At 75.8% G+C, this 23,158-nt stretch carries 26 protein-coding genes; 9 read left to right on the top strand and 17 right to left on the bottom strand.

Annotation, left to right across the window (positions count from 1 at the left end):
- Positions 1 to 3: 3 nt before the first annotated feature.
- Positions 4 to 1,203, bottom strand: a complete 1,200-nt coding sequence (ftsY, locus tag AC0IVP_RS02195) for a signal recognition particle-docking protein FtsY (protein ID WP_056288131.1) — start codon at positions 1,201 to 1,203, stop codon at positions 4 to 6.
- 59 nt (positions 1,204 to 1,262) lie between these two features.
- Here ftsY and AC0IVP_RS02200 point away from each other — a divergent pair, with 59 nt between their 5' ends.
- On the top strand, positions 1,263 to 2,936 hold the full coding sequence (locus AC0IVP_RS02200) for an alkaline phosphatase D family protein (protein WP_471754240.1): 1,674 nt from the start codon (positions 1,263 to 1,265) through the stop codon (positions 2,934 to 2,936).
- A 1-nt stretch (position 2,937) separates the two neighbouring features.
- Here AC0IVP_RS02200 and AC0IVP_RS02205 read toward each other — a convergent pair whose 3' ends face one another.
- Positions 2,938 to 3,834 (bottom strand): NAD-dependent epimerase/dehydratase family protein, encoded by an 897-nt coding sequence (locus AC0IVP_RS02205; protein ID WP_056288134.1) that lies wholly within the window; start codon positions 3,832 to 3,834, stop codon positions 2,938 to 2,940.
- 97 nt (positions 3,835 to 3,931) lie between these two features.
- On the opposite strand from AC0IVP_RS02205, the gene AC0IVP_RS02210 reads away from it, so the two are divergent.
- From AC0IVP_RS02210 to AC0IVP_RS02220, 3 genes are read left to right on the top strand one after another with little or no spacing between them, the layout of a single operon-like run.
- On the top strand, positions 3,932 to 4,687 hold the full coding sequence (locus tag AC0IVP_RS02210) for an endonuclease/exonuclease/phosphatase family protein (RefSeq protein WP_471754242.1): 756 nt from the start codon (positions 3,932 to 3,934) through the stop codon (positions 4,685 to 4,687).
- 5 nt (positions 4,688 to 4,692) lie between these two features.
- Positions 4,693 to 5,571, top strand: coding sequence for an alpha/beta hydrolase (locus AC0IVP_RS02215; protein WP_471754244.1), 879 nt, complete (start codon positions 4,693 to 4,695; stop codon positions 5,569 to 5,571).
- Positions 5,568 to 5,927: a hypothetical protein gene (locus AC0IVP_RS02220; protein WP_471754246.1), complete on the top strand. Its 360-nt coding sequence runs from the start codon at positions 5,568 to 5,570 to the stop codon at positions 5,925 to 5,927. Before AC0IVP_RS02215 ends, AC0IVP_RS02220 begins: the two co-directional genes overlap by 4 nt.
- A 2-nt stretch (positions 5,928 to 5,929) precedes the next feature.
- Here the strand turns inward: AC0IVP_RS02220 and smc are convergent, their stop codons facing one another.
- The 12 genes from smc to AC0IVP_RS02280 all read right to left on the bottom strand — a co-directional run bounded on the left by smc (position 5,930) and on the right by AC0IVP_RS02280 (position 18,472).
- Positions 5,930 to 9,493 carry a chromosome segregation protein SMC gene (gene smc / locus AC0IVP_RS02225; protein ID WP_471754248.1) on the bottom strand — a complete coding sequence of 1,188 codons (3,564 nt, stop codon included), beginning with the start codon at positions 9,491 to 9,493 and terminating at the stop codon, positions 5,930 to 5,932.
- 79 nt (positions 9,494 to 9,572) lie between these two features.
- On the bottom strand, positions 9,573 to 9,767 hold the full coding sequence (locus tag AC0IVP_RS02230; RefSeq protein WP_056288152.1) for a hypothetical protein: 195 nt from the start codon (positions 9,765 to 9,767) through the stop codon (positions 9,573 to 9,575).
- Positions 9,768 to 10,035: 268 nt separating this feature from the next.
- A complete protein-coding gene (locus AC0IVP_RS02235; protein WP_471754250.1) occupies positions 10,036 to 10,305 on the bottom strand; it encodes an acylphosphatase in 270 nt (89 codons plus the stop codon).
- Positions 10,302 to 11,177, bottom strand: coding sequence for a bifunctional DNA-formamidopyrimidine glycosylase/DNA-(apurinic or apyrimidinic site) lyase (gene mutM / locus AC0IVP_RS02240; protein ID WP_471754252.1), 876 nt, complete (start codon positions 11,175 to 11,177; stop codon positions 10,302 to 10,304). Before mutM ends, AC0IVP_RS02235 begins: the two co-directional genes overlap by 4 nt.
- On the bottom strand, positions 11,170 to 11,940 hold the full coding sequence (rnc, locus tag AC0IVP_RS02245) for a ribonuclease III (protein ID WP_082556429.1): 771 nt from the start codon (positions 11,938 to 11,940) through the stop codon (positions 11,170 to 11,172). The genes mutM and rnc overlap by 8 nt, the downstream gene beginning before the upstream one ends.
- A 29-nt stretch (positions 11,941 to 11,969) precedes the next feature.
- A complete protein-coding gene (rpmF, locus tag AC0IVP_RS02250; RefSeq protein ID WP_471754254.1) occupies positions 11,970 to 12,266 on the bottom strand; it encodes a 50S ribosomal protein L32 in 297 nt (98 codons plus the stop codon).
- The gene (locus AC0IVP_RS02255) at positions 12,152 to 12,745 is read right to left on the bottom strand and encodes a YceD family protein (protein WP_471754256.1); all 594 of its coding nucleotides are present in this window, start codon (positions 12,743 to 12,745) and stop codon (positions 12,152 to 12,154) included. The genes rpmF and AC0IVP_RS02255 overlap by 115 nt, the downstream gene beginning before the upstream one ends.
- A 165-nt stretch (positions 12,746 to 12,910) precedes the next feature.
- On the bottom strand, positions 12,911 to 13,600 hold the full coding sequence (locus AC0IVP_RS02260; protein WP_056288163.1) for a hypothetical protein: 690 nt from the start codon (positions 13,598 to 13,600) through the stop codon (positions 12,911 to 12,913).
- Positions 13,597 to 14,082, bottom strand: coding sequence for a pantetheine-phosphate adenylyltransferase (gene coaD / locus AC0IVP_RS02265; protein ID WP_056288166.1), 486 nt, complete (start codon positions 14,080 to 14,082; stop codon positions 13,597 to 13,599). Before coaD ends, AC0IVP_RS02260 begins: the two co-directional genes overlap by 4 nt.
- A gap of 7 nt (positions 14,083 to 14,089) precedes the next feature.
- On the bottom strand, positions 14,090 to 14,644 hold the full coding sequence (gene rsmD / locus AC0IVP_RS02270) for a 16S rRNA (guanine(966)-N(2))-methyltransferase RsmD (RefSeq protein ID WP_471754258.1): 555 nt from the start codon (positions 14,642 to 14,644) through the stop codon (positions 14,090 to 14,092).
- Positions 14,641 to 16,845, bottom strand: coding sequence for an ATP-dependent DNA helicase RecG (gene recG, locus AC0IVP_RS02275; RefSeq protein ID WP_082556431.1), 2,205 nt, complete (start codon positions 16,843 to 16,845; stop codon positions 14,641 to 14,643). Before recG ends, rsmD begins: the two co-directional genes overlap by 4 nt.
- A 1-nt stretch (position 16,846) precedes the next feature.
- Positions 16,847 to 18,472: a DAK2 domain-containing protein gene (locus AC0IVP_RS02280; protein ID WP_056288173.1), complete on the bottom strand. Its 1,626-nt coding sequence runs from the start codon at positions 18,470 to 18,472 to the stop codon at positions 16,847 to 16,849.
- Between the two features lie 173 nt (positions 18,473 to 18,645).
- Between AC0IVP_RS02280 and rpmB the strand changes: the two genes are divergently transcribed.
- Both rpmB and AC0IVP_RS02290 read left to right on the top strand, forming a co-directional pair.
- Entirely contained in the window at positions 18,646 to 18,828 is a 183-nt protein-coding gene (gene rpmB, locus AC0IVP_RS02285; RefSeq protein WP_425487829.1) for a 50S ribosomal protein L28, read from the top strand.
- 147 nt (positions 18,829 to 18,975) lie between these two features.
- Positions 18,976 to 19,581 (top strand): TetR/AcrR family transcriptional regulator, encoded by a 606-nt coding sequence (locus tag AC0IVP_RS02290; RefSeq protein ID WP_056288180.1) that lies wholly within the window; start codon positions 18,976 to 18,978, stop codon positions 19,579 to 19,581.
- A gap of 26 nt (positions 19,582 to 19,607) precedes the next feature.
- Here the strand turns inward: AC0IVP_RS02290 and AC0IVP_RS02295 are convergent, their stop codons facing one another.
- Genes AC0IVP_RS02295 through AC0IVP_RS02305 form a run of 3 tightly spaced genes read right to left on the bottom strand, consistent with a single transcriptional unit; the run spans position 19,608 to position 21,752 of the window.
- A complete protein-coding gene (locus AC0IVP_RS02295) occupies positions 19,608 to 20,231 on the bottom strand; it encodes a cytidylate kinase-like family protein (RefSeq protein ID WP_471754260.1) in 624 nt (207 codons plus the stop codon).
- Positions 20,231 to 20,767, bottom strand: a complete 537-nt coding sequence (locus tag AC0IVP_RS02300) for a GNAT family N-acetyltransferase (protein ID WP_471754262.1) — start codon at positions 20,765 to 20,767, stop codon at positions 20,231 to 20,233. Before AC0IVP_RS02300 ends, AC0IVP_RS02295 begins: the two co-directional genes overlap by 1 nt.
- Positions 20,751 to 21,752: a thiamine-phosphate kinase gene (locus AC0IVP_RS02305; protein WP_235564268.1), complete on the bottom strand. Its 1,002-nt coding sequence runs from the start codon at positions 21,750 to 21,752 to the stop codon at positions 20,751 to 20,753. Before AC0IVP_RS02305 ends, AC0IVP_RS02300 begins: the two co-directional genes overlap by 17 nt.
- Positions 21,753 to 21,910: 158 nt before the next feature.
- On the opposite strand from AC0IVP_RS02305, the gene AC0IVP_RS02310 reads away from it, so the two are divergent.
- From AC0IVP_RS02310 to AC0IVP_RS02320, 3 genes are all read left to right on the top strand, one after another.
- Positions 21,911 to 22,126 (top strand): Lrp/AsnC ligand binding domain-containing protein, encoded by a 216-nt coding sequence (locus AC0IVP_RS02310; protein ID WP_471754264.1) that lies wholly within the window; start codon positions 21,911 to 21,913, stop codon positions 22,124 to 22,126.
- 160 nt (positions 22,127 to 22,286) lie between these two features.
- Positions 22,287 to 22,784: a DUF3515 domain-containing protein gene (locus AC0IVP_RS02315; protein WP_471754266.1), complete on the top strand. Its 498-nt coding sequence runs from the start codon at positions 22,287 to 22,289 to the stop codon at positions 22,782 to 22,784.
- Positions 22,781 to 23,155: a YchJ family protein gene (locus AC0IVP_RS02320; RefSeq protein ID WP_471754268.1), complete on the top strand. Its 375-nt coding sequence runs from the start codon at positions 22,781 to 22,783 to the stop codon at positions 23,153 to 23,155. The genes AC0IVP_RS02315 and AC0IVP_RS02320 overlap by 4 nt, the downstream gene beginning before the upstream one ends.
- Positions 23,156 to 23,158 lie beyond the last annotated feature (3 nt).

Consider the following 23,158-nt stretch of genomic DNA (forward strand, 5'->3'; position numbering starts at 1 on the left):
CGTTCAGGCGCCGACCAGTGCCTCGGCGAACGCCCGCGGCTCGAAGGGCGCCAGGTCGTCGGCCCCCTCGCCGAGCCCGATCAGCTTCACCGGGATGCCCAGCTCGCGCTGGACCGAGACCACGATGCCGCCCTTGGCGGTGCCGTCGAGCTTGGTGAGCACGATGCCGGTGACCGTCACGGCCTCGGTGAAGACCCGGGCCTGCACGATCCCGTTCTGCCCGGTGGTGGCGTCCAGCACCAGCAGCACCTCGTCGACCGGGCTCTGCTTCTCCACGACGCGCTTGACCTTGCCCAGCTCGTCCATCAGACCGCTCTTGGTGTGCAGCCGCCCGGCGGTGTCCACCAGCACGGCGTCCACGTCGGCCTCCCGACCGGCCTTGACCGCCTCGAAGGCCACCGAGGCGGGGTCCCCGCCCTCCCGGCCCCGGACGGTGACGACGCCGACGCGCTCGCCCCAGGTCTCCAGCTGGTCGGCGGCGGCGGCGCGGAAGGTGTCGGCCGCGCCCAGCAGCACGCTGCGACCGTCGCCCACCAGGACCCGGGCGATCTTGCCGCAGGTGGTGGTCTTGCCGGCGCCGTTGACCCCGACGACCAGGACGACGGCCGGGCGGTCCAGCTCGGCGTCGGTGGCCAGCGTGCGGTCCATGTCCGGGCCCAGCACACCGACCAGCTCGCGGACCAGCAGCTCGCGCAGCGCGCCGGGGTCCCCGGTGGCCAGCACCATCGACTGGGTGCGCAGCCGGTCCACGATCTGGGTGGTGGCGGCGACGCCGACGTCGGCGGCCAGCAGGGTCTCCTCGACCTCCTCCCAGTCCTCCTCGGTCAGCCGCTCGCGGGCCAGCACGGTCAGCAGGCCGCGTCCCAGCGAGGACTGCGAGCGGGCCAGCCGGGACCGGAGCCGGACCAGGCGCCCGGCGGAGGGCAACGGCGTCTCGAAGACCAGCCCGGGCTCGGGCTCGGCCGGCGGGAGCTCCACCGGGGTGGCCGGGTCGACGTCGACGGGCGGGCCGGTCGAGGGCGGTGCGGGCGGGGCACTGGTCGAGGCGGTCGCGCCCGTGCCGGGGGCCGGCCGGGTGAGCGTGGTGCCCCGGGCGGCGTCGTCGTCCAGACGGACGGTGCGGCGGCCGCGGCTGACCAGCAGGCCGACGCCGGCGAGCAGCGCGACGACCACGATCGCCACGGCGATGACGATGAACTCCATGACAGGAGTCTCCCAGCTCCGGCTGGGCGGCACCTGGGGCGGTGCGGGACCCTGAGGACGTGCCGCCCAGCCCCAGCGCCAGCTCCTCCCCCGCCCCGTCCCTCGTCCTGGGTCCGCTGCTGCGCCACGTCGACCCGGTGTCGGCGACGGTGTGGGTGGAGACCGACGGGCCGTGCACCGTGCGGGTGCTGGACGCCTCGGCGCGGACCTTCTGCGTGGGCGGGCACCACTACGCCCTGGTGGTGATCACCGGTCTGGAGCCGGGCAGCGTCACGCCCTACGAGGTCCACCTGGACGACGCCCGGGTGTGGCCGCCCCGGCACACGTCGTTCCCGCCCAGCCGGATCCGCACCCCCGGCGGTCCCGGGCCCTTCCGGATCGCCTTCGGGTCCTGCCGGTACGCGACGCCCTCGGCGGTCGACGTGCGGGACGGGATCGCCCCGGACGCGCTGGACTCCTACGCGGTGCAGCTGGCGGACACCCCGCAGCGGGAGTGGCCCGACGCGCTGGTGCTGCTGGGCGACCAGGTCTACGCCGACGAGACGACGCCGGCGACCCAGGCCTGGATGGCCACCCGCCGCGACCTGTCGCAGCCGCCGGGCGTACAGGCCGCGGACTACGAGGAGTACACCCGGCTCTACCGCGAGTCCTGGGGCGACCCGGAGGTGCGCTGGCTGCTGTCGACCATCCCGTCCTCGATGATCTTCGACGACCACGAGATGATCGACGACTGGAACACCTCGGCGGCCTGGCGCGCGGACACCGTCGGGCAGCCGTGGTGGCGGACCCGGATCACCGGTGGCCTGACCAGCTACTTCGTCTACCAGCACCTGGGCAACCTGTCCCCCGCCGAGCTGGCCGACAACCCCACCTGGGCGGCCATGCAGGGCGACGGTGCCTCCTCGGTGGACGCCGAGCCGATGCTCACCGCGATGGCCGAGGGCGCCGACGGGGACCCGCAGGCCTTCCGCTGGAGCTACGTCCGGCACTGGGACCACGTCCGGCTGGTGATGGTCGACAGCCGCGCAGGCCGGGTGCTGGAGGAGGCCGACCGGCAGATCCTCGACGACACCGAGTTCACCTGGGTCGAGGACGCCCTGCGCGAGGCCGTCGCCGACGGCGTCTCCCACGTCCTGGTCGGGACGTCGCTGCCCTGGCTGCTGCCCCACGCGATCCACGACATCGAGCGGTGGAACGAGACGCTCAACGTGCGCCACCACCGCCGGCCGCTGGGCCGGCTGGCGGAGGCGGTGCGGCAGGGCGCGGACCTGGAGCACTGGGCCGCCTTCGGCCGGTCCTTCGAGCGGCTGGGCGCGGCCCTGGTGTCCATCGCCCGGGGAGAGGCCGGCCCCGCCCCGGCGACGGTGATGGTGCTGTCCGGGGACGTGCACCACGCCTACGCCGCCGAGCTGGTGCACCCGGGCGGCCTGACCAGCCGGGTGCACCAGCTGACGGTCTCCCCGCTGCACAACAAGGCCCCGCACGCCATCGAGATCGGCTTCCGGGTCGGCTGGAGCCGGTGGGCCCGGGCCGTGACCGGCGCCCTCACCCGGGTCACCCGGGTCCCCCGCACGGGACTGGTCTGGGAGAAGCAGGCCGGGCCGTTCTTCGGCAACGAGCTCGGTGAGCTGGTGCTCGAGGGCGCCGACGCCCGCTTCCGGCTGTGGGCCACCAGCCGGGCCGACGACGGCACCCCGCAGTTCACCCGGGTGCTGGACACCGAGCTGTCCTGAGTCAGCCCTGTGGGTCGGCCAGCACGTCCCGCCAGGAGTGCTGCGGGTCGAAGCCCAGCAGCCGGCGGGCCTTGTCGATCGAGTAGAACGTCTCGTGCGGCCCCATCGGACGCCGCAGCTCCACGCCGTCGTAGAACTGCTCCCGGACCTCGTCTGTGGTGGCAGCCACCGAGGAGTCGGCGTTGGCCACGTTGAAGACCTCGTAGCCCAGCCCGTCGGTCTCCAGGCACCGCTGTACGGCCTGCCCGAGGTCGCGGGTGTCGATGTAGGCGAACACGTTGCGGCGGCGCAGGGCCGGGTCGGCCAGGAACGCCGGGAAGAGCTGCTCGTACTCGTGCGGCTCGATGACGTTGTTGATCCGCAGGCCGTACACGTCGGCCCCGGTCCGGGCGTGGAAGGACCGCGCCGTCACCTCACCGGCGACCTTGCTCATCGCGTAGGAGTCCTCGGGCACCGTCGGGTGCTCCTCGTCCACGGGCAGGTACTGCGGACGGCGCTCCCCCTGGGCGAAGCAGATGCCGTAGGTGGTCTCCGAGGAGGCGAAGACGACCTTCCGGATGCCCAGCCGGGTGGCCGCCTCCAGCACGTTGTAGGTGCTCAGCACGTTGGTCGCGTACGTCGTCGCGTCGGCGGTCAGCAGGATCGCCGGCACCGCGGCGAAGTGCACCACCGCGTCGTAGGCCGGCACCGCGGGCAGGTCGAGCTCGGACGCCCGGGCCGCACCTGCCATCGCCGACCACGTCTGGCCCAGGTCGGTCAGGTCCACCCGCAGGTCGGCGATGCCCTCGTGCCGCAGCGGGGTGAGGTCGGCGTTGGTGACCTGGTGGCCCTGGTCGGCCAGGAAGGGCGCGACGTGGTGGCCGGCCTTGCCGGAGCCACCGGTGAAGAAGATGCGCATGCCCCCATGCAACCCCACCGCCCGGGCGGCTGCGACCGACGCGGGATGGCAGGGTGGGCGTCGTGCGCCACCCCTCCGCAGCCCACGGCGTCCGCCGGTGACCGCGCTGCGGCTGGTCACCTTCAACACCCACCACGGCGTCGGGGACGACGGCCGGCACGACCTGGTGCGGGTGGCCGAGCTGCTGCAGCGCACCGATGCCGACGTGGTGTGCCTGCAGGAGGTCGACCGGCACTTCGGGGAGCGCAGCGAGGGCGTCGACCAGGCCGAGCTGCTGGCCCGGGCGCTGGACCGCGAGCTCGTCTGGGGCTCGGCGATCAGCAAGCGGACCGCGGGCGCACCCGACCGGCAGTACGGCAACGCACTGCTCACCCGTCTGCCGGTGCTCGACGACCACGTGACACCGCTGCCCGGGGACGGCGAGCCGCGGGGCGCCGTCCGGGTGCTGCTGGGCATCGGGGGCACCGCCGTCACCGTCGTCACCACGCACCTGTCCAGCCAGTCCGCGCGCGCCCGGGCCGCCCAGGCCCAGGCGCTGGCCGGGCTGCTGCCCGACGCCGGGGCCGCGGTCGTCGTCGGGGACCTCAACTGCGGGCCGGCCGCCGCCGAGCTGGCCCCGCTGCGGGCGCGGCTGCGGGACGGCTGGCAGGCCGCCGGCGCGCGGGCCGACCAGGCCCGCCGCTGGCAGCTGTGGAAGCGGGAGCAGGGGCTCACCCACCCGGCCCGACGTCCCCGGGTGCGGATCGACCAGGTGTGGGTCTCCCCCGAGATCCGGGTGCGCAGCGCCGCGGTCCTGGACGGCTCGGCCTGCTCGGACCACCACCCCCTACAGATCGACCTCGAGATCGGCTGACCGCGATGCCCCCGTTCCACCCCGACCTGGTCGACGCCCGCCGGCTCCCGCAGGTGTCGCTGGGTCCGCGTTCGCTGCGGGTGGTCCGCACGCTGGGCCGGCTGGCCCGGCCCGACGGCCGGGTGCCCGTCGTCCCGGTGTCGGCCCACGTCACGGTCCGGCTGTTCCGGCCCGCCGGGCCCGGTCCGTTCCCTGCACTGCTCTGGGTGCACGGGGGCGGGCTCGTGCTCGGCTCGGCGGCGATGGACGACGCGTTCTGCCGCCGGGTCAGCGAGGAGCTGGGCGTGCTGGTCGCCGCGGTGGAGTACCGGCTGGCCCCCGAGCACCCCTACCCGGTGCCGCTCGAGGACTGCTGGACCGCGCTCACCTGGCTGGTCGGCCGCAGCGACGTCGACGCCACCCGGGTCGCCGTCGGCGGCGCCAGCGCCGGGGGCAACCTGGCCGCCGGGACGGCGCTGCTGGCCCGCGAGCGGGGCGTCGACCTGGCGTTCCAGCTGCTGGTCCACCCGATGCTCGACGACCGGACGACGACCCGCACCGACCTCGACGTCTCCTCGGTCCGGGTGTGGAGCCCGGGCTCCAACCGGTTCGGCTGGGCCGCCTACCTGGCCGGACGGGCCGATGTGCCCGCGACCGCGGCGCCGGCCCGCGCGGAGGACCTGGCCGGCCTGCCCCCGGCCTGGGTGGGCGTCGGGACCAACGACCTGTTCCACGACGAGGACGTCACGTACGCCCGCCGGCTGCGCGAAGCCGGCGTCGACGTGCAGCTGGTCGAGGTGCCCGGGGCGTACCACGGGTTCGACGCGATCCAGCGCTCCGCTCCGGTGTCCCGGGACTTCACCGCGGCCCAGGTCGCGGCGCTGCGGGCGGCGCTGCTCCGGTGACCGACGTCCACGTCGACCTCCCGGCCGGCCCCCGCGAGCTGACGGCCGACGAACGACGGCTGGTGACCGAGCTGGCGCAGGCCGCCGGGCTGGGCGACCAGGTCCCCGGCTGTCGGGTCACGGGCGCCTGCGCCTGCGGGTGCGCCTCGATCCGGCTGACCACCGAGGGCCCGCTCGAACCACCCTCCCACCGCGCGGTGGGCGCGACCGGGGTGCGGGCGGAGGGCGGACAGGTCGACGTCGTGCTGCACGTGCTGGCGGGCCGTCTCGCGGAGCTCGAGGTCTTCGACCCCGAGCACGGCGAGGGCCACCGGGTCGACCCCGCCGACGTCCTGGAGCTGACCGGACTGCACTGACCTCAGCCGGCGGGGCGCAGCCGCTGACTGATCACCCCGGTGATGCCGTCCCCGCGCATGGAGACGCCGTAGAGGGCGTCGGCGATCTCCATCGTCCGCTTCTGGTGGGTGATGACGATGAGCTGCGAGGTGTCGCGCAGCTGCTCCACCAGGGTCAGCAGCCGGCCCAGGTTGACGTCGTCCAGGGCGGCCTCGACCTCGTCGAGCACGTAGAACGGCGAGGGCCGGGCCCGGAAGATCGCCACCAGCAGCGCGACGGCGGTGAGCGACCGCTCCCCGCCGGACAGCAGCGACAGCCGCTTGACCTTCTTGCCCGGCGGCCGGGCCTCGATCTCCACACCGGTGGTCAGCAGGTCGTCGGGGTCGGTGAGGGTGATCCGGCCCTCCCCGCCCGGGAAGAGGGTCTGGAAGACCTGCTCGAACTCCCGGGCGGTGTCGGCGAACGCGCTGGCGAACACCTCGTGGATCCGGTCGTCCACCTCCCGCACGACCGTCAGCAGGTCCCGCCGGGTGGCCCGCAGGTCCTCCAGCTGGGTGGCCAGGAAGGTGCTGCGCTCCTCCAGGGCGGCGAACTCCTCCAACGCCAGCGGGTTCACCCGGCCCAGCGCGGCGAGGTCCTTCTCCGCGCGCACCGCCCGGTGCTCCTGCTCGACCCGCACGTAGGGCACCGGCTCGGGCTCGGGGTCCCCCGCCGCCCGGGCCGCCGCCAGCTGCGGCGGGGTCGGCGGCACCGGCGCCTGCGGCCCGTACTCGGCGACCAGCACCTCCAGCTCGATGCCGTGCTCCTGGACCGCGCGGGCCTCCAGTGCCTCGATGCGCAGCCGCTGCTGCGCCCGGGCGACCTCGTCGCGGTGCACCTCGTCGGTGAGCCGGTCCAGCTCGGCGGTGTACTCGCGCACCCTCGTCCGGACGACGAGCAGCTGTGCCTCCCGGCCGGTCCGGGCCGCCGCCAGCACGTCCCGCTCCCCCGCCGCGCGCTGCAGCGAAGCGGCCAGCAGGACCGACGCGTCCTCCGCGGCCGACCGCACCTCCTCCGCGGTCGCTGCGCCCCGGGCCCGCGCCCGGCGGGCCACCTCGGCGCGCTCGCGGGCGGCCCGTTCCTGACGGGCCTGCCGGCGCAGCGCCTCGGCCCGGCCGTGCAGCGACCGGGCCCGCTCCTCCGCCGTCCGGACGCCGAGACGGGCCTCGGTCTCCGTCGTGCGCACGGCGGCCAGCTCGGCCCGCAGCCGGTCCCGCTCGGCCGGGGACGGCTCGTCCTCGACCGGGGCGGCCTCCGCGGCCGCGAGCCGGTCGGCCAGTCCGGACAGCGCGAGGGCAGCCTGCTCCAGCCCCTGCTCGGCGCGCACCCGGGCGGCGTCGGCGCGGTCGGCCTCGGCGGTCGCCGAGCGGGCGTCCGCGGCGAGCGCCGCCAGCTCGCGTCCCCGGGCGGCCTGCTCCTTCTCCGCCTCGCGCCGGGCCCGGGCCGCGGCCTCGGCGTCGGCGACGGCGGCCCGGTGGGCGTCCCGGGCACGGGCGAGCTCGGTGGCGAGCTCTGCGGCGCGGGCGGTCGCCGTCGCCAGCGCGCCGTCCGCCGCGTCGACCCGGGCCCGGACCTCCAGTCCCGAGGGCGCGTCGGGCTGTCCGCCCACGGCCCGGTCGCTGCCCAGCACGTCACCGGTGGCGGTGACCGCCCGGACGGCGGGGTGCTCCGTGACCAACGAGACGGCGGCGGCCAGGTCGGCGACCACGGCCACCCTGTCCAGGGCCCGCTGCACGGCGGCCGCGAGGTCGGCGGGGGCGTCGACGAGGTCGACCGCCCACCGGGCCCCGGCCGGCAGGGCCGGCCAGGCGGCCCGGTCACCGACGGCGGGGGCACCGGAGACCAGCACACCGACCCGCCCCGCGGCCTCGGCGGCCAGGTGCTCCAGCGCGTCCGCCGCTGCCCGGGGGCTGGTGACGACGACCGCCTCCGCGAGGCCGCCCAGCGCAGCCGCGACGGCGACCTCGTCCCCCGCGTGCACGGCCAGCCGCTCGGCGAGCGGTCCGGTGACCCCGCCCAGGACACCAGCCGCGGCGCCGGCGAGCACCGCGGCCGCACCGTCGGCGGGGGCCAGACCCAGGGTGACGGCGTCGCGGTGCGCCTGGGCGGCCCCGCGCTCCCGCTCGGCGGTGCGCTCGGCGTCGGCGAGCTCGGCCACCACCCGCGCGGCGGCGGTCTGCGCGGCCAGGGCACGGTCGTGCGCGGCGGCCAGCGGCGAGGAGTCCCCGTCGTCGTCGGGCTGCTCGTGGGCAGCCAGCCGGTCGCCGGCCGCGTCGGCCCGGGCGGTGGCCTCCCGGGCCGCGGTCCCCAGCCGCTCCACCTCGGCCTCCCCCGCGGCGACCCGGGACCGTGCGGCAGCGACCTGGCCGGAGAGCCGGGCCAGGCCCTCGCGCCGGTCGGCCAGCGCACGGGCGGCAGCGACCAGCTCCCGCTCGGCGGCGGTGAGCGCGGCGTCCAGGGCGGTGCGGGCAGCGACGGCGGCGTCCAGCCGGCTCTGCTCCACCGCCAGCTGGGTGGCCAGCTCGGCCTCGGTGGCCTCGACCCGGGTCGCCTCGGCGTCCAGGGCATCGGGGTCCCGGCCCGAAGGGGCGGCCACCGGGGCGGACAGGTGCCGGTGCCGCTCGGCCGCCAGCTGCGCCGTGCCCCGGAACCGCTCCCCCAGCGTCGACAGTCGGAACCAGGTGTCCTGCGCGGCGGCCAGGGCCGGTGCGTCGGAGGCCAGCGCCGTCTCCAGGTCGGTCTGCTGGGCGGTCGCGGCAGCGAGGTCGACCTCGACCCGCGCGCGCTCCTCCCGGGCCGCGGTCTCGTCGGCGACGTCGGCGTCCAGCGCGGTGCGCAACGCCACCAGGTCGTCGGCGAGCAGCCGCAACCGGGCGTCCCGCAGGTCGGCCTGGACACCCGCGGCCCGGCGGGCGACCTCGGCCTGACGGCCCAGCGGCTTGAGCTGGCGGCGCAGCTCGGTGGTCAGGTCGGCCAGCCGGTCCAGGTTGGCCTGCATCGCGTCGAGCTTGCGGAGCGCCTTCTCCTTGCGCTTGCGGTGCTTGAGGACGCCGGCTGCCTCCTCGATGAAGCCGCGCCGGTCCTCGGGCCGGCCCGACAGCACGGCGTCGAGCTGCCCCTGCCCGACGATCACGTGCATCTCCCGGCCGATGCCGGAGTCGCTGAGCAGCTCCTGGACGTCGAGCAGGCGCACCTTGTCGCCGTTGATCTCGTACTCGCTCTCCCCGGACCGGTACATCCGCCGGGTGATCGAGACCTCGGTGTAGGCGATCGGCAGGGCGCCGTCGGCGTTGTCGATCGTGAGGGTCACCTCGGCACGGCCCAGCGCCGCGCGGCCGGCGGTGCCGGCGAAGATGACGTCCTCCATCTTGCCGCCGCGCAGGCTCTTCGCGCCCTGCTCGCCGAGCACCCAGGCGATCGCGTCGACGACGTTGGACTTGCCCGAGCCGTTGGGCCCGACGACGGCGGTGATGCCCGGCTCCAGGCGCAGCGTCGTCGGCGACGCGAAGGACTTGAAGCCCTTCAGCGTCAGGGCCGACAGGTACACGGGGTCAGGCTAGCGACCGGGAGCGCCGGGACCTCCCCCTCGCACCGCCCGCGGAGCGTGGCGTGCGGGGTGCTGCCTCTCAGCGGGCGAGCGCGGGCTCCGCGTCGGCGCCGGCCATGGACAGCAGCTCGCGGGCGATGACCGCGTCGCGCTCGGCGCGCAGCGTCGCGTTCTCGGACTCCAGCCGGGCGACCCGGGAGCGGAGCGAGGCGATCTCCTCGGCGATCCGCAGGTCGCGCGGGGCGACGACGTGACCGAACAGGGCCTTGGCCATGGCGCAGCAGCTTCTTTCCGTACGGCGGGGCCCGCGGCGACCTCGGGTCGACAGCGCCGGGGAGACCGGGGCCGTGCGAGGCAGGCAGCGTGGGCTGGTGGGCCCAGGGTGACAGCCCCTGGGCCACCGGTCAACGGCTCCCCGGAGGCGCTGACGTGTCGGGGTGGTGTCGCCTTCGTCACCCGGGCGTCACCGCCGTGTGCCCGTCCCGTGCCCGCCCCGTGCCCGTGCTGTGCCCGCTGTGCGCCCGTCGTGTGCCCGCCGTGGCTCAGCCGGTGCGGAAGTCGGCGTCCCCGCGCGGGGCCTCGGTCTGCTGGTCCACGTCCCGTGGGGCGCCGGGTGCTCCCGGCCCGGTCAGCGCCGTGACGGCTGCGGCGACGGCGTCGTCCGGGCCCTCCAGGACCACCTCGACGCGACCGTCGGGCAGGTTGGTCGCCGACCCGGCGAGTCCGTGCTCGGCGGCCAGCCCGCGCACGAACCAGCGGTAGCCGACCCCCTGCACGTCCCCGGACACCAGGGCCCGCACCCGCGAGGTCACGAGCGGCGGGCGCGCGGTCGGGGCTGGCAGACCGGGCAGCTGTAGCTGGAGCGGTTCATGAAGTGCTCCCGGCGGATCGGGGTGCCGCACCGCGGGCAGGGGCGGTCGAGCTGGCCGTAGACGGCCAGGGAGCGGGAGAAGTAGCCGCTCTGGCCGTTGACGTCGACGTAGAGGGAGTCGAAGGAGGTGCCGCCCTGCGCCAGGGACTGGGTCAGCACGTCCCGGACGCCTTCCAGCAGGTCGGCGACCTGGCCCCGGGTGAGCTTGTCGGTGGGCCGGGCCCCGTGCAGCCGGGCCCGCCACAGCGACTCGTCGGCGTAGATGTTGCCGACGCCCCCGATGAGCGTCTGGTCCAGCAGCGCCCGCTTGACCTCGGTCCTGCGCCGGCGCAGGGCGGCGGTGAAGGCCTCGGCGTCGAAGTCGTCCTCGAGCGGGTCGATCGCGATGTGCGCCAGCCGGGTCGGCACCGTGTCCGGGTCCGGCGTCTCCTCCACGGCCAGGCCGCCGAAGGTGCGCTGGTCGACGAAGCGCAGCTCGCGGCCGCCGTCGGTGAAGGTGAAGCGGGCCCGCAGGTGCTTCTCGGTGGGCTCCTCGGGCTTCTCGACCAGCAGCTGACCGCTCATGCCCAGGTGCCCGACCATCGCCACGCCCGCCGGGACGCCCTCGCGGGCCAGCGGCAGCCACAGGTACTTCCCCCGCCGGTGGGCCGCGGTGAAGGTCGCCCCGGTGAGGGCGGCGGTGAAGTCGTCCACACCCTCCAGGTGCCGGCGGACCGCCCGGGGGTGGTGCACCTCGACGGTGGCCACCGTGCGCCCGGCGACCCAGCGCTCCAGGCCGCGGCGGACCACCTCGACCTCGGGCAGCTCAGGCACGCACGCTGCCCATCGCCGGGCCGTCGCTGCCGTCGGTGGTGCCCGACAGTGCCCGCCAGGCGTCCTCGGCGGCCATCTGCTCGGCGGCCTTCTTGGTCCGGCCGGTGCCCCGGCCGTGCACGACGTCAGCCAGCAGCACCGCAGCGGTGAAGGTCTTGGCGTGGTCGGGGCCGTCGTCCTCGACGGCGTAGACCGGGGCGCCCAGCCCGCGGGCGGCGCCCAGTTCCTGCAGGCTGGTCTTCCAGTCCAGGCCGGCGCCGCGGGTGGCCGCCACCGACAGCAGCGGGTCGAAGAGCCGGTGCACCACCTCGGAGGCAGCGTCCAGGCCCAGCCCGAGGTGGATCGCGCCGATCAGCGCCTCCAGGGCGTCGGCCAGGATCGAGTCCTTACCGCTGCCACCGGTCGTCGTCTCCCCGCGGCCCAGCAGCAGGTGCGGACCCATGCCCCCCTCGCCCAGCTGGCGGGACACCCCGGCCAGGGAGGTCATGTTGACCACCGAGGCACGCAGCTTGGCCAGCTGCCCCTCCGGGAGGTCGGGGTGCCGGCGGTACAGCTCGTCGGTGACGACGAGACCCAGCACGGAGTCGCCGAGGAACTCCAGACGCTCGTTGGTGGGCAGCCCGCCGTTCTCGTAGGCGTAGGACCGGTGGGTCAGGGCCAACGCCAACAGGCCGCCGGGCAGCGTGGTGCCGAGGGCACCACGCAGCCAGTCGGCGGCCCGGTCGGCGTGCTCGGCCCCACCGGGTGGAGTGGGTCCGTTCACGTCGGGAGTCGTGCTGGGGACTGCTGCGCTCAGACCGCGATGACCTGACGGCCGTCGTACTGGCCGCAGGTCGGGCACGCGATGTGCGGGGGCTTGAGCTCGCCGCACGCGCGGTTCGGGCACGGCGCGAGGGTGGGGGCCGTGGCCTTCCACTGCGAGCGACGCGAGCGGGTGTTCGAGCGCGACAGACGCCTCTTCGGGACAGCCACGGTCAGTTCTCCTTCGATGGGGTGAAACGGTCGGCGAGCCCGGCCCAACGTGGGTCGAGCACCTCGTGCGTGTGGTCCGCCGGGAGGTCGTCGAGCCGCAGTCCGCAGTCGACGCACAGACCCGAGCAGTCCGGCGTGCAGGTGGGCGAGAGCGGCAGCGTCAGGACGACGGTGTCCCGGACGAGCGGCGCGAGGTCGAGGAAGTCGCCGTCGATCCGGCGCACCTCGTCCTCCTCGCTGGTGGCTTCGGTGGTGCTGCCCTCGTAGGCGTAGAGCTCCTGGACGTCCAGGTGGACGGTGTCCTCGATCGGCTCGAGGCACCGGGCGCACTGGCCGGTGACGGGGACGTCGACCTCGCCGGAGACGAGCACGCCCTCCATGACCGACTCCAGCCGCAGGTGCAGCTCGACGGGGGCGCCCTCGGGCACGCCGATCATCTCGATGCCCCAGCCGGCCTGGGCCGGGACCGTCTTCTCCCAGTCGCGCATGGACCCGGCCCGGCGGCCGAGCTCACGGAGGTCGACCTTCCAGGGGTCGGCGGCCGGGCGCCGGCCGGAGGGCGCGGCGCCTCGGCGGTGCGAGGAGGCAGCAGGCATCAGGGTTCTTCGTCGCTCGGGGTCGGGGGTTCTCCGCGGGACAGCGCATGCGAGCAGGCGCATCTCGTGCGGGAGACGCCAGGTTACCCCAGCCGGACCGGCCGGGTCACCGAGGGCGGGGTCACGCCGGGGCGCGTCACCACCGTCGGCGGTCGGCCGGCGGTGTCAGGGCTGGCGCAGCTGGCTGCGTGCCGCCTCGACCGAGCGGACCATGTGGCCCAGCGTGGTGCCGAAGTCGGCCAGCCGGCTGTCGACGTACTCGTCGACCTCGGCGCGCATCCGGGCCACCTCGACCGCGGTCTGCTCCCCCAGGGCGTCCGAGCGGGCGACCGCCCCCCGGTAGACGTCGGTCTCGCTGACCAGCCGGTCGTGCTCGGCCTGCCCGGCCGTCACGAGGGCGGCCTGCTGGGCGCGGCCCTCGGCGACCAGCTGCACCGCCTGCTGCTCGGCGTCGGCCAGGATCCGCTCCGCCTCCGCCTCGGCCCGGGCGAGCAGGTCCTCGACCTGGGCCTGGGCCTGGGTGACGACCTCGTCGCGCTGGCGCTTGGCGGTGCCGATCAGCTCGTCGCGCTGCCGCCGGGCGGTGGCGACGGTCTGCTCGGCCTCGGTCCGGGTGCGCCCGGTGAGGCGCTCGGCCTCGGCCTGGGCCTGCTCCAGGATCTCGGTGCGCTGCTCGACGATGGCCCCGGCCTGCTGGACCTCGTCGGGCAGGCCCTCGCGCAGGTCGTCGAGCAGGTCCAGCAGGTGGTCCCGCGGGACCATGCACGAGCTGGACATCGGGACGCTGCGGGCGTTCTCGATGACCGAGCTGAGCTCGTCGACGACCTCGTAGAGCCGGTACACGACCTCGGTCACGGTGTCTCCTCCTCGCGCTTGGCGACCAGCCGCTCGTTGACCGCCGCCGGGACCAGGTGCGCGACGTCGCCCCCGAACGCGGCGATCTGCTTGACCAGGCTGGAGGACAGGTGGCCCACCTGGGGTGCGGTCGGCACGAAGAGGGTCTCGATGCCGGCCAGCTCGCGGTTCATCTGCGCCATCTGCAGCTCGTACTCGAAGTCCCCCACCGCGCGCAGGCCCTTGACGATGACCGGCACGTCGTGGGCCTGGCACCACTGCACCAGCAGCCCGCTGAAGGAGTCGACCGTGACGTTGGGCAGGTGCGCGGTGGCCTCGCGCAGCAGCGCCATCCGCTCCTCGACGTCGAAGAGCCCGGCCTTGCCGGGGTTGACCAGCACGGCCACGACCAGCTCGTCGTAGAGCGCCGCGGACCTGCTGATGACGTCGACGTGGCCGTTGGTCACCGGGTCGAAGGACCCCGGACAGACCGCGCGTCTCATGCTGCCCTCACGGAGCGCGACCGTACCGGAGCAGGGCCTCGCCGTAGCGCCGATCGCGCAGACCGACCAGCGGTGTCGGCCACTCCCACAGCTCGTCCCGCGAGGAACGCTCCACCACCACGACGGCGTCGGGGGCCAGCCAGCCGCGCTCGGCCAGCGAGCCCAGGACGCCCAGCACGGTGCCGGTCTCCACCGCGTAGGGCGGGTCGGCGACGACCAGGTCGAAGGCCTCCGGCGCCGGACCGGCCACGACGGTGGGCACCGAGCCGACCACCACCCGGCCGCCGCGCAGCCGGGTGGTGGCCAGGTTGGCCTCGATCACCCGGACCGCGCCCATCCCCTGCTCCACGAAGACCGCCTCGGCCGCGCCGCGGGACAGCGCCTCGATGCCGATCGCGCCGGACCCGGCGTACAGGTCGAGCACCCGGGCGCCCTCGACGTCCAGCAGCGAGGTCAGCGCGTTGAACAGCCCCTCGCGGGCCCGGTCGCCGGTGGGCCGGACGCCGGTGCGCGGGACGGTGAGCTGCCGGCCCCGGGCGGTCCCGGAGATGACCCTGGTCATGTGCGCTCCAGCCAGTCGGCGCGGTCGTCGGCGGTGAGCGCCTGGACGGCGGCCGCGAGCTCGGGGTGGTCGGACAGGTCGGGGTCGGCGGCCAGGATCGCCGACGCCTCGGCCCGGGCGGTGCTGATCAGCTCCTCGTCGCGCAGCAGGGACAGCAACCGGACGGTCGACCGGGACCCCGACTGGGCCTTGCCCAGCACGTCGCCCTCCCGTCGGGTCTCCAGGTCCAGCCGGGCCAGCTCGAAGCCGTCGGTGGTGGCCGCCACCTGGGCGAGCCGGGTGCCGGTCGGTGAGCTGGTGGGCGCCTCGGTGACGAGCAGGCAGAGCCCGGCGTGCGCGCCCCGGGCGACCCGGCCGCGCAGCTGGTGCAGCTGGCTGACCCCGAACCGGTCGGCGTCCATGACCACCATCACCGTCGCGTTGGGGACGTCGACGCCCACCTCGACCACCGTGGTGGCCACCAGCACGTCGACCTCCCGGGCGGCGAAGGCCCGCATCCGGGCCTCCTTGTCCTCCGGGGTCATCTTCCCGTGCAGCACCTCGAGCCGGAGCCCGGCCAGCGGCCCGGCCCGCAGCTGCTCGGCGACGTCCAGCACGGCCAGCGGGGCGCGCTTGGCCGACCCGTCGTCGGGCGGGGCGCCCTCGTCGTCGAGCTCGGCGTCGGCACCGGCGTCGTCGGTCGGGTCCTCCCCGATCCGGGGGCACACCACGTAGGCCTGACGACCGGCGGCGACCTCCTCACGGACCCGCTGCCAGGCCCGGTCCAGCCAGGTCGGCTTCTCCTTGACCGGCACGACGGAGCTGGACACCCCGCCACGCCCGGCCGGGAGCTGGCGCAGGGTGAGGGTCTCCAGGTCGCCGTAGACGGTCATCGCGACCGTCCGCGGGATCGGCGTCGCGGTCATCACCAGCACGTGCGGGGGGCGGTTGCCCTTGGCCCGCAGCGCGTCGCGCTGCTCGACCCCGAAGCGGTGCTGCTCGTCGACGACGACGAGCCCCAGGTCGGCGAAGTCGACGCCCTCCTGCAGCAGCGCGTGGGTGCCGATGACGATGCCGGCCCGGCCGTCGGCGACCTCGGCCCGCCCGGCCCGCCGCACGGCGGCCTTCTGCGAGCCGGTGAGCAGGGTGACCCGGGTGCCGGCGGGGTCACCGTCGAGCTCGCCGGCCTTGCCCAGCGGACCGAGCAGGGCACCGATGCCACGGGCGTGCTGGGCGGCGAGCACCTCGGTGGGGGCCAGCAACGCAGCCTGTCCCCCGGCGTCGACGACCTGGGCCATCGCCCGCAGCGCGACGACGGTCTTGCCCGAGCCGACCTCGCCCTGCAGCAGCCGGTGCATGGGCTGCTCCCGGCCGATCTCGGCGGCCAGGGCGTCCCCGACCTCGCGCTGGCCGTCGGTCAGGGAGAAGGGCAGCGCGGCGTCGACGGCGTCGACCAGGCCACCGCTGCGCAGCGGGCGGGCGATGCCGGGCTCCCGGGTGGCGGCGATCCGGCGGGCACCCAGGGTCACCTGCAGGACGAGCGCCTCGTCCCACTTGAGCCGGGCGTCGGCGCGCTCGACGGCCTCGTCGGTCTCGGGGTGGTGCTTGTCCCAGATCGCCTGGGCCAGCGGCACCAGGTCGTACCGGCGGCGCAGCTCGGCCGGCAGCGGGTCGTCCTCGAGCAGGCCCTCCAGGGTGGCCCGGTCGTCGAAGACCAGCTGCAGCGACTTCTGCAGCACCCAGCTGGAGACCGTCCTGCTGGCCGGGTAGATCGGCAGCAGCTCGGTGGCCCAGCGCTCGGCGTCGGTGTGCGGGTCGGGGCTGTCGAGGACCTGGCAGTCCGGGTGGCTGAACTGCAGGTTGCCGTTCCACATCGAGACGGTGCCGGCGAACAGGCCCCAGGTGCCGACCCCGAGGTGGGCGTGCTTGTGGTTGAAGAAGACCAGCCGCATGGAGCCCGCGCCGTCCCCCACGGTGACCTCGGTGATCGAGCCCCGCTTCTGCTTCATCTGCCGCGTGCTCGACGTCTTCACCTGGCCGAGCACGGTGACCCGGTCCCCCACCTGCAGGTCGGTCAGCTTCGTCATGTCCCCGCGCCGGGCGTACCGGGCCGGGTAGTGCCGGACCAGGTCGCGCACGGTGCGCAGGGACAGCTGCTCGGCCATCGCCTTGGCGGTCTTGTCCCCCACGACGCGGGCCAGCGGGGTGTCCAGGGTCAGCACGTCACTCCACCCCGATCAGCAGCGGCCGGGCACCGGGACCGGCGGGGTGCCGGGTGACCTCCACGGTGGGGTGCTCGGCGGCCAGGTGCGCGGCGACGGCGTCCCCGAGCCGGCCACCGACCAGGGTGACCAGCTCCCCGCCGGTGGACAGCAGCCGGTCCAGCAGCTCGCAGGCCACCGTGAGCAGCGCCGGCCCGACCACCACCACCTCGCCCTCGACGACGCCCAGCGCGTCGCCGGGGTGGCACCGCCCGGCCAGGGTCAGTGCCTCGGTCTCGGCGACGGTGACCTCGGCCCAGCGGGTCGCCGCGGCGGCCTCGGTCATCCCGATGACGTCGTCGGCGAAGCGACGGTGCGGGTCGGCCACGGCGACCGCGGACAGCCCCTGCAACGGGGACCGGGTGGGCACGACGGCGACCTCGCGGCCCTCCTCGCGGGCGCGGGCCGCGGCCCGGGAGACCGGGGCGGTGAGCTCCCGGGCGTTGGGCAGCACGACGACGTCGGCGGCCCCGGTGGCCAGCACGGCGTCCAGCACGGCGGACTCCACCGCGGCCGGGCCGTCCCCGGCCGGGACGGTCAGCACCCGCACGCCCTCCCCGGCGAGGAGCGTCGACAGGCCCTCGGCGGCCTCCCCGGCCGGGACCAGGGCCACGACGGCGCGGGCCCCGGCGACCGGTGCCTCCATCCGCACCGGCGCCAGCGGGGTGACCGCGATGCGGTGCGGGCGGCCGGCCCGGATGCCGGCCTCGAGGGCGGCGCCGACGTCGGAGACGTGCACGTGCACGTTCCACTCCCGGCCGGTCGGGGTGTCCACGCCGACGACGACCAGGCAGTCGCCCAGCCAGGACAGCTCGGTCCGCAGCCGGTCGACGGCCGTCTCGGAGGAGTCGGCCAGCAGGAACTGGACCTCGCTGCCGGGGCCCTCGTGCGGCTGGTGCACCGCGTGGGCGTGCCCGTCGTGGGCCCCGGCACGCGGGACGTCGCGACGGGTGGCCAGGGGGGCACGGTCGGGCTCGACGCCGGTGACGGTGGTGACCAGGGCGTCGAGCACGACGCACCAGCCCGCACCCCCGGCGTCCACGACACCGGCCTCGCGCAGGGCGGCCAGCTGGGCGGTGGTGCCGTGCAGCGCGCGGCGGGCCCCGTCGGCGGCGGCCCGGACGACGTCGGCCAGTGCGGTGGTGCCGGCCTCGACCGCGGCGACCGCGGCCTCACCGCCGGTCCGGGCCACGGTGAGGAAGGTGCCCTCGGCCGGGTCGGCCACGGCCTCGTAGGCGGTGCCGGCCGCGGACCGCAGCGCCGCGGCCAGGGCGACGCCGTCGACCGGGCCCCGCCCGGCGAGGGCGTCGGCCAGCCCGCGCAGCAGCTGGGCCAGGATCGCCCCGGAGTTGCCCCGGGCGCCGAGGACCGCGCCGCGGGCCAGCACCGACCAGACGGACTCCCCGTCGGTCCCGTCGGCCAGCGCGGCCGCCCCGGACTCGGCGGTGAGCAGCAGGTTGGTGCCGGTGTCGCCATCGGGGACCGGGAAGACGTTCAACTCGTCGATCCGGCCGCGGGCAGCGCGCAACGACACCACGGCGGCGCGGCTCCACCGGCCGACCGCGGCCTCGTCCAGCGCCGTGAGCACGTGCCGGAGGATACGGGTGGGCACCGACACCCCGGCCCCGGCGGACGCCCGCCCGGGGGACGGGCTACAGTGGCCCGAGCAATCTGTGCGGGTGGACCACGTCTGGCTCTCAGATCGTGTCCCCGCTCTTCTTCTGAACGTCTTCTCCTAGGAGTGATCGACCCGTGGCTGCCGTGTGCGATGTGTGTGGCAAGGGGCCCGGTTTCGGCATGTCGGTGTCGCACTCGCACCGGCGGACGCCGCGCCGTTGGAACCCGAACATCCAGGCCGTGAAGGCCATCGTCGGTGCCGGCACCCGCCGTCGCATCAACGCCTGCACGAGCTGCATCCGGGCCGGCAAGGTCGTCCGCGGCTGAACCGCCCCAACCCCTGCTCCACACCGACCCCGGTCACCCCAGGTGACCGGGGTCGGTCGCGTCCCGGGCCCCTCCTCCGGGCGGGCGTCCCGGCCGAGTTCCGGGTCCCGACAGGTCGTCGCGACGGGACCGCCCTAAGGTGCGACGGTGCAGTACCGCCGTGAGAACGAGACCGCCGTGCGCCCGGGCCGCCGTCGCGACCCCGCCGTCGACGAGGCCGTGAAGGCCGCCGTGCTGGACCTGTTGACCGAACGCGGCTGGGACGGCGTCTCGATGGACGGCGTCGCAGCACGCGCGAAGGTCGGCAAGGCCAGCATCTACCGCCGCTGGTCCTCCCGGGTCCAGATGGTCGCCGAGACCATCACCGAGCTGAACCGCGGCCAGATCGACCCGCCGGACACCGGGACCCTGCGTGGGGACCTGCTGGTGCTCTACCGGTCGATGACGACTGCCCTGCAGGGGCCGCTGGGCACCGCGTCCCGGGCGGTGCTGGGCGTGCTGCCGCACGAGCCCGACCTCGCCGAGGCCTTCCGGGCGGGACCGCTCGGGGTCTGGTCGCAGGCCTTCGGCGACGTCTTCACCGCGGCCGTGGTCCGGGGGGAGCTGGACCCGGCCCGGCTGGGGACGGTCGCCGGCGAGGCGGGCCCCGCCGTGCTGATGACCCGCTGGCTGGTGACCGGGCAGCCGTTGGACGACCAGCTCGCCCAGGACGTCGTGGACCTGGTGGCCATCCCGCTGCTCGCACCCCGCTGAGGTCCGCGGGGCCCGCCGCACCCGCCTCAGCCGATGCCGCGGGAGCGGGCCGCCCGCACCACCAGGTCCACGACCGTGGCGTGGTCCAGGGCGGTGCTGTCAGCCACCAGGTGGTAGAGCCGGGAGTCCGCCGGGTCGGCCCGGTGGAAGTGCCGGACGTAGGCCGCCCGGGTGCGGTCGGCGGCCAGCAGCTCCCTGCGCACCTCGTCCTCGGGCCGGCCCAGGTGCGCCACCGCGGCAGCCAGCCGGCGCTCCTCGGGCCCGTCCAGCCGGACGTGCAGCGCGTCGGGCCGGTCCCGGAGCACCAGTGCAGCCGCCCGCCCGAGGACCACGCCACCGTCGCCGTCGGCGATCTCGGTGACCACCCGGTCGGTCTGCAGCCGGTAGGAGCGCTCGTCGGGCACCGAGGACGCCGGCAGCACGCCGCCCACCGGGTCGGGCATCGAGCCCAGCGAGGCCACCAGCCGCCACAGACCGCGCACGACGCTCTCGTCGTTGGCCTCGGCCTCCTCCACCGGCACCCCCAGCCGCAGGGCGACCCGGGCCGGGATCACCCGGTCGTGGAAGGGCAGGCCCAACTGCTCGGCGACCGCCGGGGCGATGTCCGCTCCCCCGCAGCCGAACGTGGCCGACACCGTGACGACGCCCATCAAGAACCCTCCGCACCCAGCACCGAGGGCAGCTGCTTGCCCAGGAAGACCGCCTCCGGGGCGCCTGCGTAGACGCCGTACCCGGGTACCGGTGTGTACCCGGCCCGGGCGTAGAGCGCCAGCGCCTCGGGCTGCCGGTCCCCGGAGTTGAGCACCACCCGGGTGTGGCCGGCCGCGGCCGCCGTCCGCTCCAGCTCGGCCAGCACCGCGGCGGCGACACCCCGCCGGCGGGCCCACGGCGCCACGTACATCCGCTTGAGCTCCACCGTGCCCTCCCCAGCCCCGGCGTACCCGTGCCGCCGCCAGGCGCCGCAGCCGGCCGGCCGGCCGTCGATCTCGGCGACCAGGAAGAGGCCCTCGGGCGGGAGCACGTCGCCGGGCCGCACGACCATCCTGTCCCGGCCGCCGTAGCGCACCACGTACTCCTGCTGGACCGCCTCGACCAGCTCGACGACCACGGGGTCCTCCAGGCCGGCCGGGCGCAGCGTCAGCCCGGTCGTCCCGGGGCCCACGGGGAGGTCACCGGAAGTGCGCATGCCCGGTCCCCTCCGTCCCCAGCGCGGCGGCGATGTCGGCGGCCGGGACGCCGTCGACGGTCACCCCGGCCCGCCCCTCCGACACCACCCCGATGCGCACGAAGTCCGTGGGCAGGTCCGCCGTCGCCGGGAACGTGGCGAGCAGGGCGTGGTCCTCACCGCCGGTGAGCACCCAGCCCAGGGCGTCCCCGCCCAGTGCCGCGGCCACCTGGGCCAGCGGGCCCAGCGGGTCCACGAAGGAGGCCAGCGTCCCGCGGTCCAGCTCCAGGACCACCCCGCTGGCCTCGGCCAGGTGGCCGGCGTCGGCGAGCAGGCCGTCGCTCACGTCGCACATCGACGTCGCCCCGGCGTCGGCGGCAGCGGGGCCCGCCGCGTAGGGCGGCTCCGGGCGGCGGTGCGCGGCGACCGCGGCCAGTGGGGAGGTGAACCCGCGGCGCAGCACCGCCCAGCCGCAGGCCGACCAGCCCAGCCGGCCGGCGACCGCCACGACGTCACCGGGCCGGGCCCCGCCGCGGGTGACCGGGGCACGCCCCTGCAGGTCGCCCAGTGCGGTCACCGACAGCACCACCGAGGAGGAGTCCGGCGCGCTGGACACGGTGTCCCCGCCGACGACCGCGGCACCGTGCGGGGCACACTCGGCGGCCATCCCGGCGGCGACGCCCTCCAGCCAGCTCGCCGTCGTGCCCGCGGGGCAGGCCAGCCCGACCAGCAGCGCGGTGGGCACGGCCCCCATCGCGGCGACGTCGGCCAGGTTCGCCGCGGCGGCCTTGTGCCCGACGTCCTCGGCGGAGGACCAGTCCCGGCGGAAGTGCCGGCCCTCGACGAGCACGTCGGTGCACACGACGACCCGGGAGTCCGGCGTCCGGACGACGGCGGCGTCGTCACCGGGCCCGACGTCGGCCAGCCGGGCGGTCCCGGCGCGGGCCGTGACCCGGTCGATGACACCGAACTCCCCCACCACGGCGACGGTGTCCGCGCTGTCCACGGGGGGCACCAGGGGCCGCGGGCGGGTCACCGGGCACTCCCGGCCGCTGGGGTACGTTGCCGGTCTGTCCGCCGTCCGGCGGGGTGCACGTCCGCGCGTCGGCGCCCGCACCGACAGCTCAGTCCGAGGAAGGTCGTCCCGTGGTCCACGCCTACATCTTGATCCAGACCGAAGTCGGCAAGGCAGCCGCGGTCGCCTCGACCATCGCCGGGATCTCCGGGGTGACCAAGGCCGAGGACGTGACCGGCCCCTACGACGTCATCGTCCGGGCCGAGGCCAGCAGCGTCGACGAGCTCGGCCGCCTCGTGGTCGCCCGGGTGCAGTCGGTGGACGGGATCACCCGCACGCTGACGTGCCCCGTCGTCAACCTCTGAGGCGCCCCTCCTGAGCACCGACGAGCCCGACCGGCCCGAGCCCGAGCCCGACACGGAGCCCGCTGACGCCCCCGTCGAGCGGCCCACGGGCCCCGACCCCACCCGGCGGGCCGCCCTGCTGGCGACCGCGGTCGCCGTCCCGGTCGTCGTCGCGCTGCTGGTGCTGATCAACGTCTTCGGCCCTGGCTCCGACGACGGCGGGGACGGCGACGGCGCGGTCGCCGAGGTGTCCGGCACACCGGTCGCCCCGCGCGACGACAGCCCGGTCGAGGTGGACACCCCGCCGATCACCCCCGCGACCGACGCCGCCTGCCCGGCGCTGATGAGCCAGCTCCCGCTGGAGGTGGCGGGCGAGACCTCACGCCGGGTGGACTCGGACTCCCCCTACGCCTACGCCTGGGGCGACCCGGCCCAGGTCCTGGTCTGCGGCGCGGACCCGCCGGCCGGCTACGTCGTGGGCGGGCAGCAGGCCTTCCAGATCAACGGGGTGACCTGGTTCGTGGACACCACCGACGCGACGGCCAACGTCTGGACGACGGTGGACCGCACGGTCCCCGTCCAGATCACCATCCCCTCCAGCACGGACGGGTCGGTGGCGACCGCGCTCAGCCCGACCATCGCGGGCGCCATCCCCTTCACCGAGCCCACCCCGCGGTGAGCCCCCGGCGCTGCCCGTGCGGCACCGGCCTCCCGACCGACGAGTGCTGCGGTCCGCTGCACGCCGGTGCGGGCACGGCGAGGACCGCGGAGCAGCTGATGCGCTCCCGGTACAGCGCCTTCGTCCTCGGCGAGACCGGGTACCTGCTGGCGACCTGGCACCCCGACACCCGCCCGGCCGACCTCGAGCTGGACCCCGACGTCCGGTGGACCGGGCTGGAGGTGCTGGCCACCAGCGGCGGCGGTCTGCTGGCCGCCGAGGGCACCGTGGAGTTCCGAGCCAGCCACACCCGGGGCGCCCAGCACGAGCGCAGCCGCTTCGACCGGGTCGGCGGCCGCTGGCTCTACCGGGACGGCGTCTCCCTGGACTGAAGG

It is taken from the genome of Klenkia sp. AC732 (assembly GCF_979256525.1).

Excerpts from the sequence above, each read along its gene's own strand:
- ftsY (WP_056288131.1), bottom strand. The coding sequence starts at position 1,203 with ATGGAGTTCATCGTCATCGCCGTGGCGATCGTGGTCGTCGCGCTGCTC.
- AC0IVP_RS02205 (WP_056288134.1), bottom strand. The coding sequence starts at position 3,834 with ATGCGCATCTTCTTCACCGGTGGCTCCGGCAAGGCCGGCCACCACGTC.
- AC0IVP_RS02215 (WP_471754244.1), top strand. The coding sequence starts at position 4,693 with ATGCCCCCGTTCCACCCCGACCTGGTCGACGCCCGCCGGCTCCCGCAG.
- AC0IVP_RS02230 (WP_056288152.1), bottom strand. The coding sequence starts at position 9,767 with ATGGCCAAGGCCCTGTTCGGTCACGTCGTCGCCCCGCGCGACCTGCGG.
- AC0IVP_RS02255 (WP_471754256.1), bottom strand. The coding sequence starts at position 12,745 with ATGCCTGCTGCCTCCTCGCACCGCCGAGGCGCCGCGCCCTCCGGCCGG.
- coaD (WP_056288166.1), bottom strand. The coding sequence starts at position 14,082 with ATGAGACGCGCGGTCTGTCCGGGGTCCTTCGACCCGGTGACCAACGGC.
- rsmD (WP_471754258.1), bottom strand. The coding sequence starts at position 14,644 with ATGACCAGGGTCATCTCCGGGACCGCCCGGGGCCGGCAGCTCACCGTC.
- AC0IVP_RS02295 (WP_471754260.1), bottom strand. The coding sequence starts at position 20,231 with ATGGGCGTCGTCACGGTGTCGGCCACGTTCGGCTGCGGGGGAGCGGAC.
- AC0IVP_RS02300 (WP_471754262.1), bottom strand. The coding sequence starts at position 20,767 with ATGCGCACTTCCGGTGACCTCCCCGTGGGCCCCGGGACGACCGGGCTG.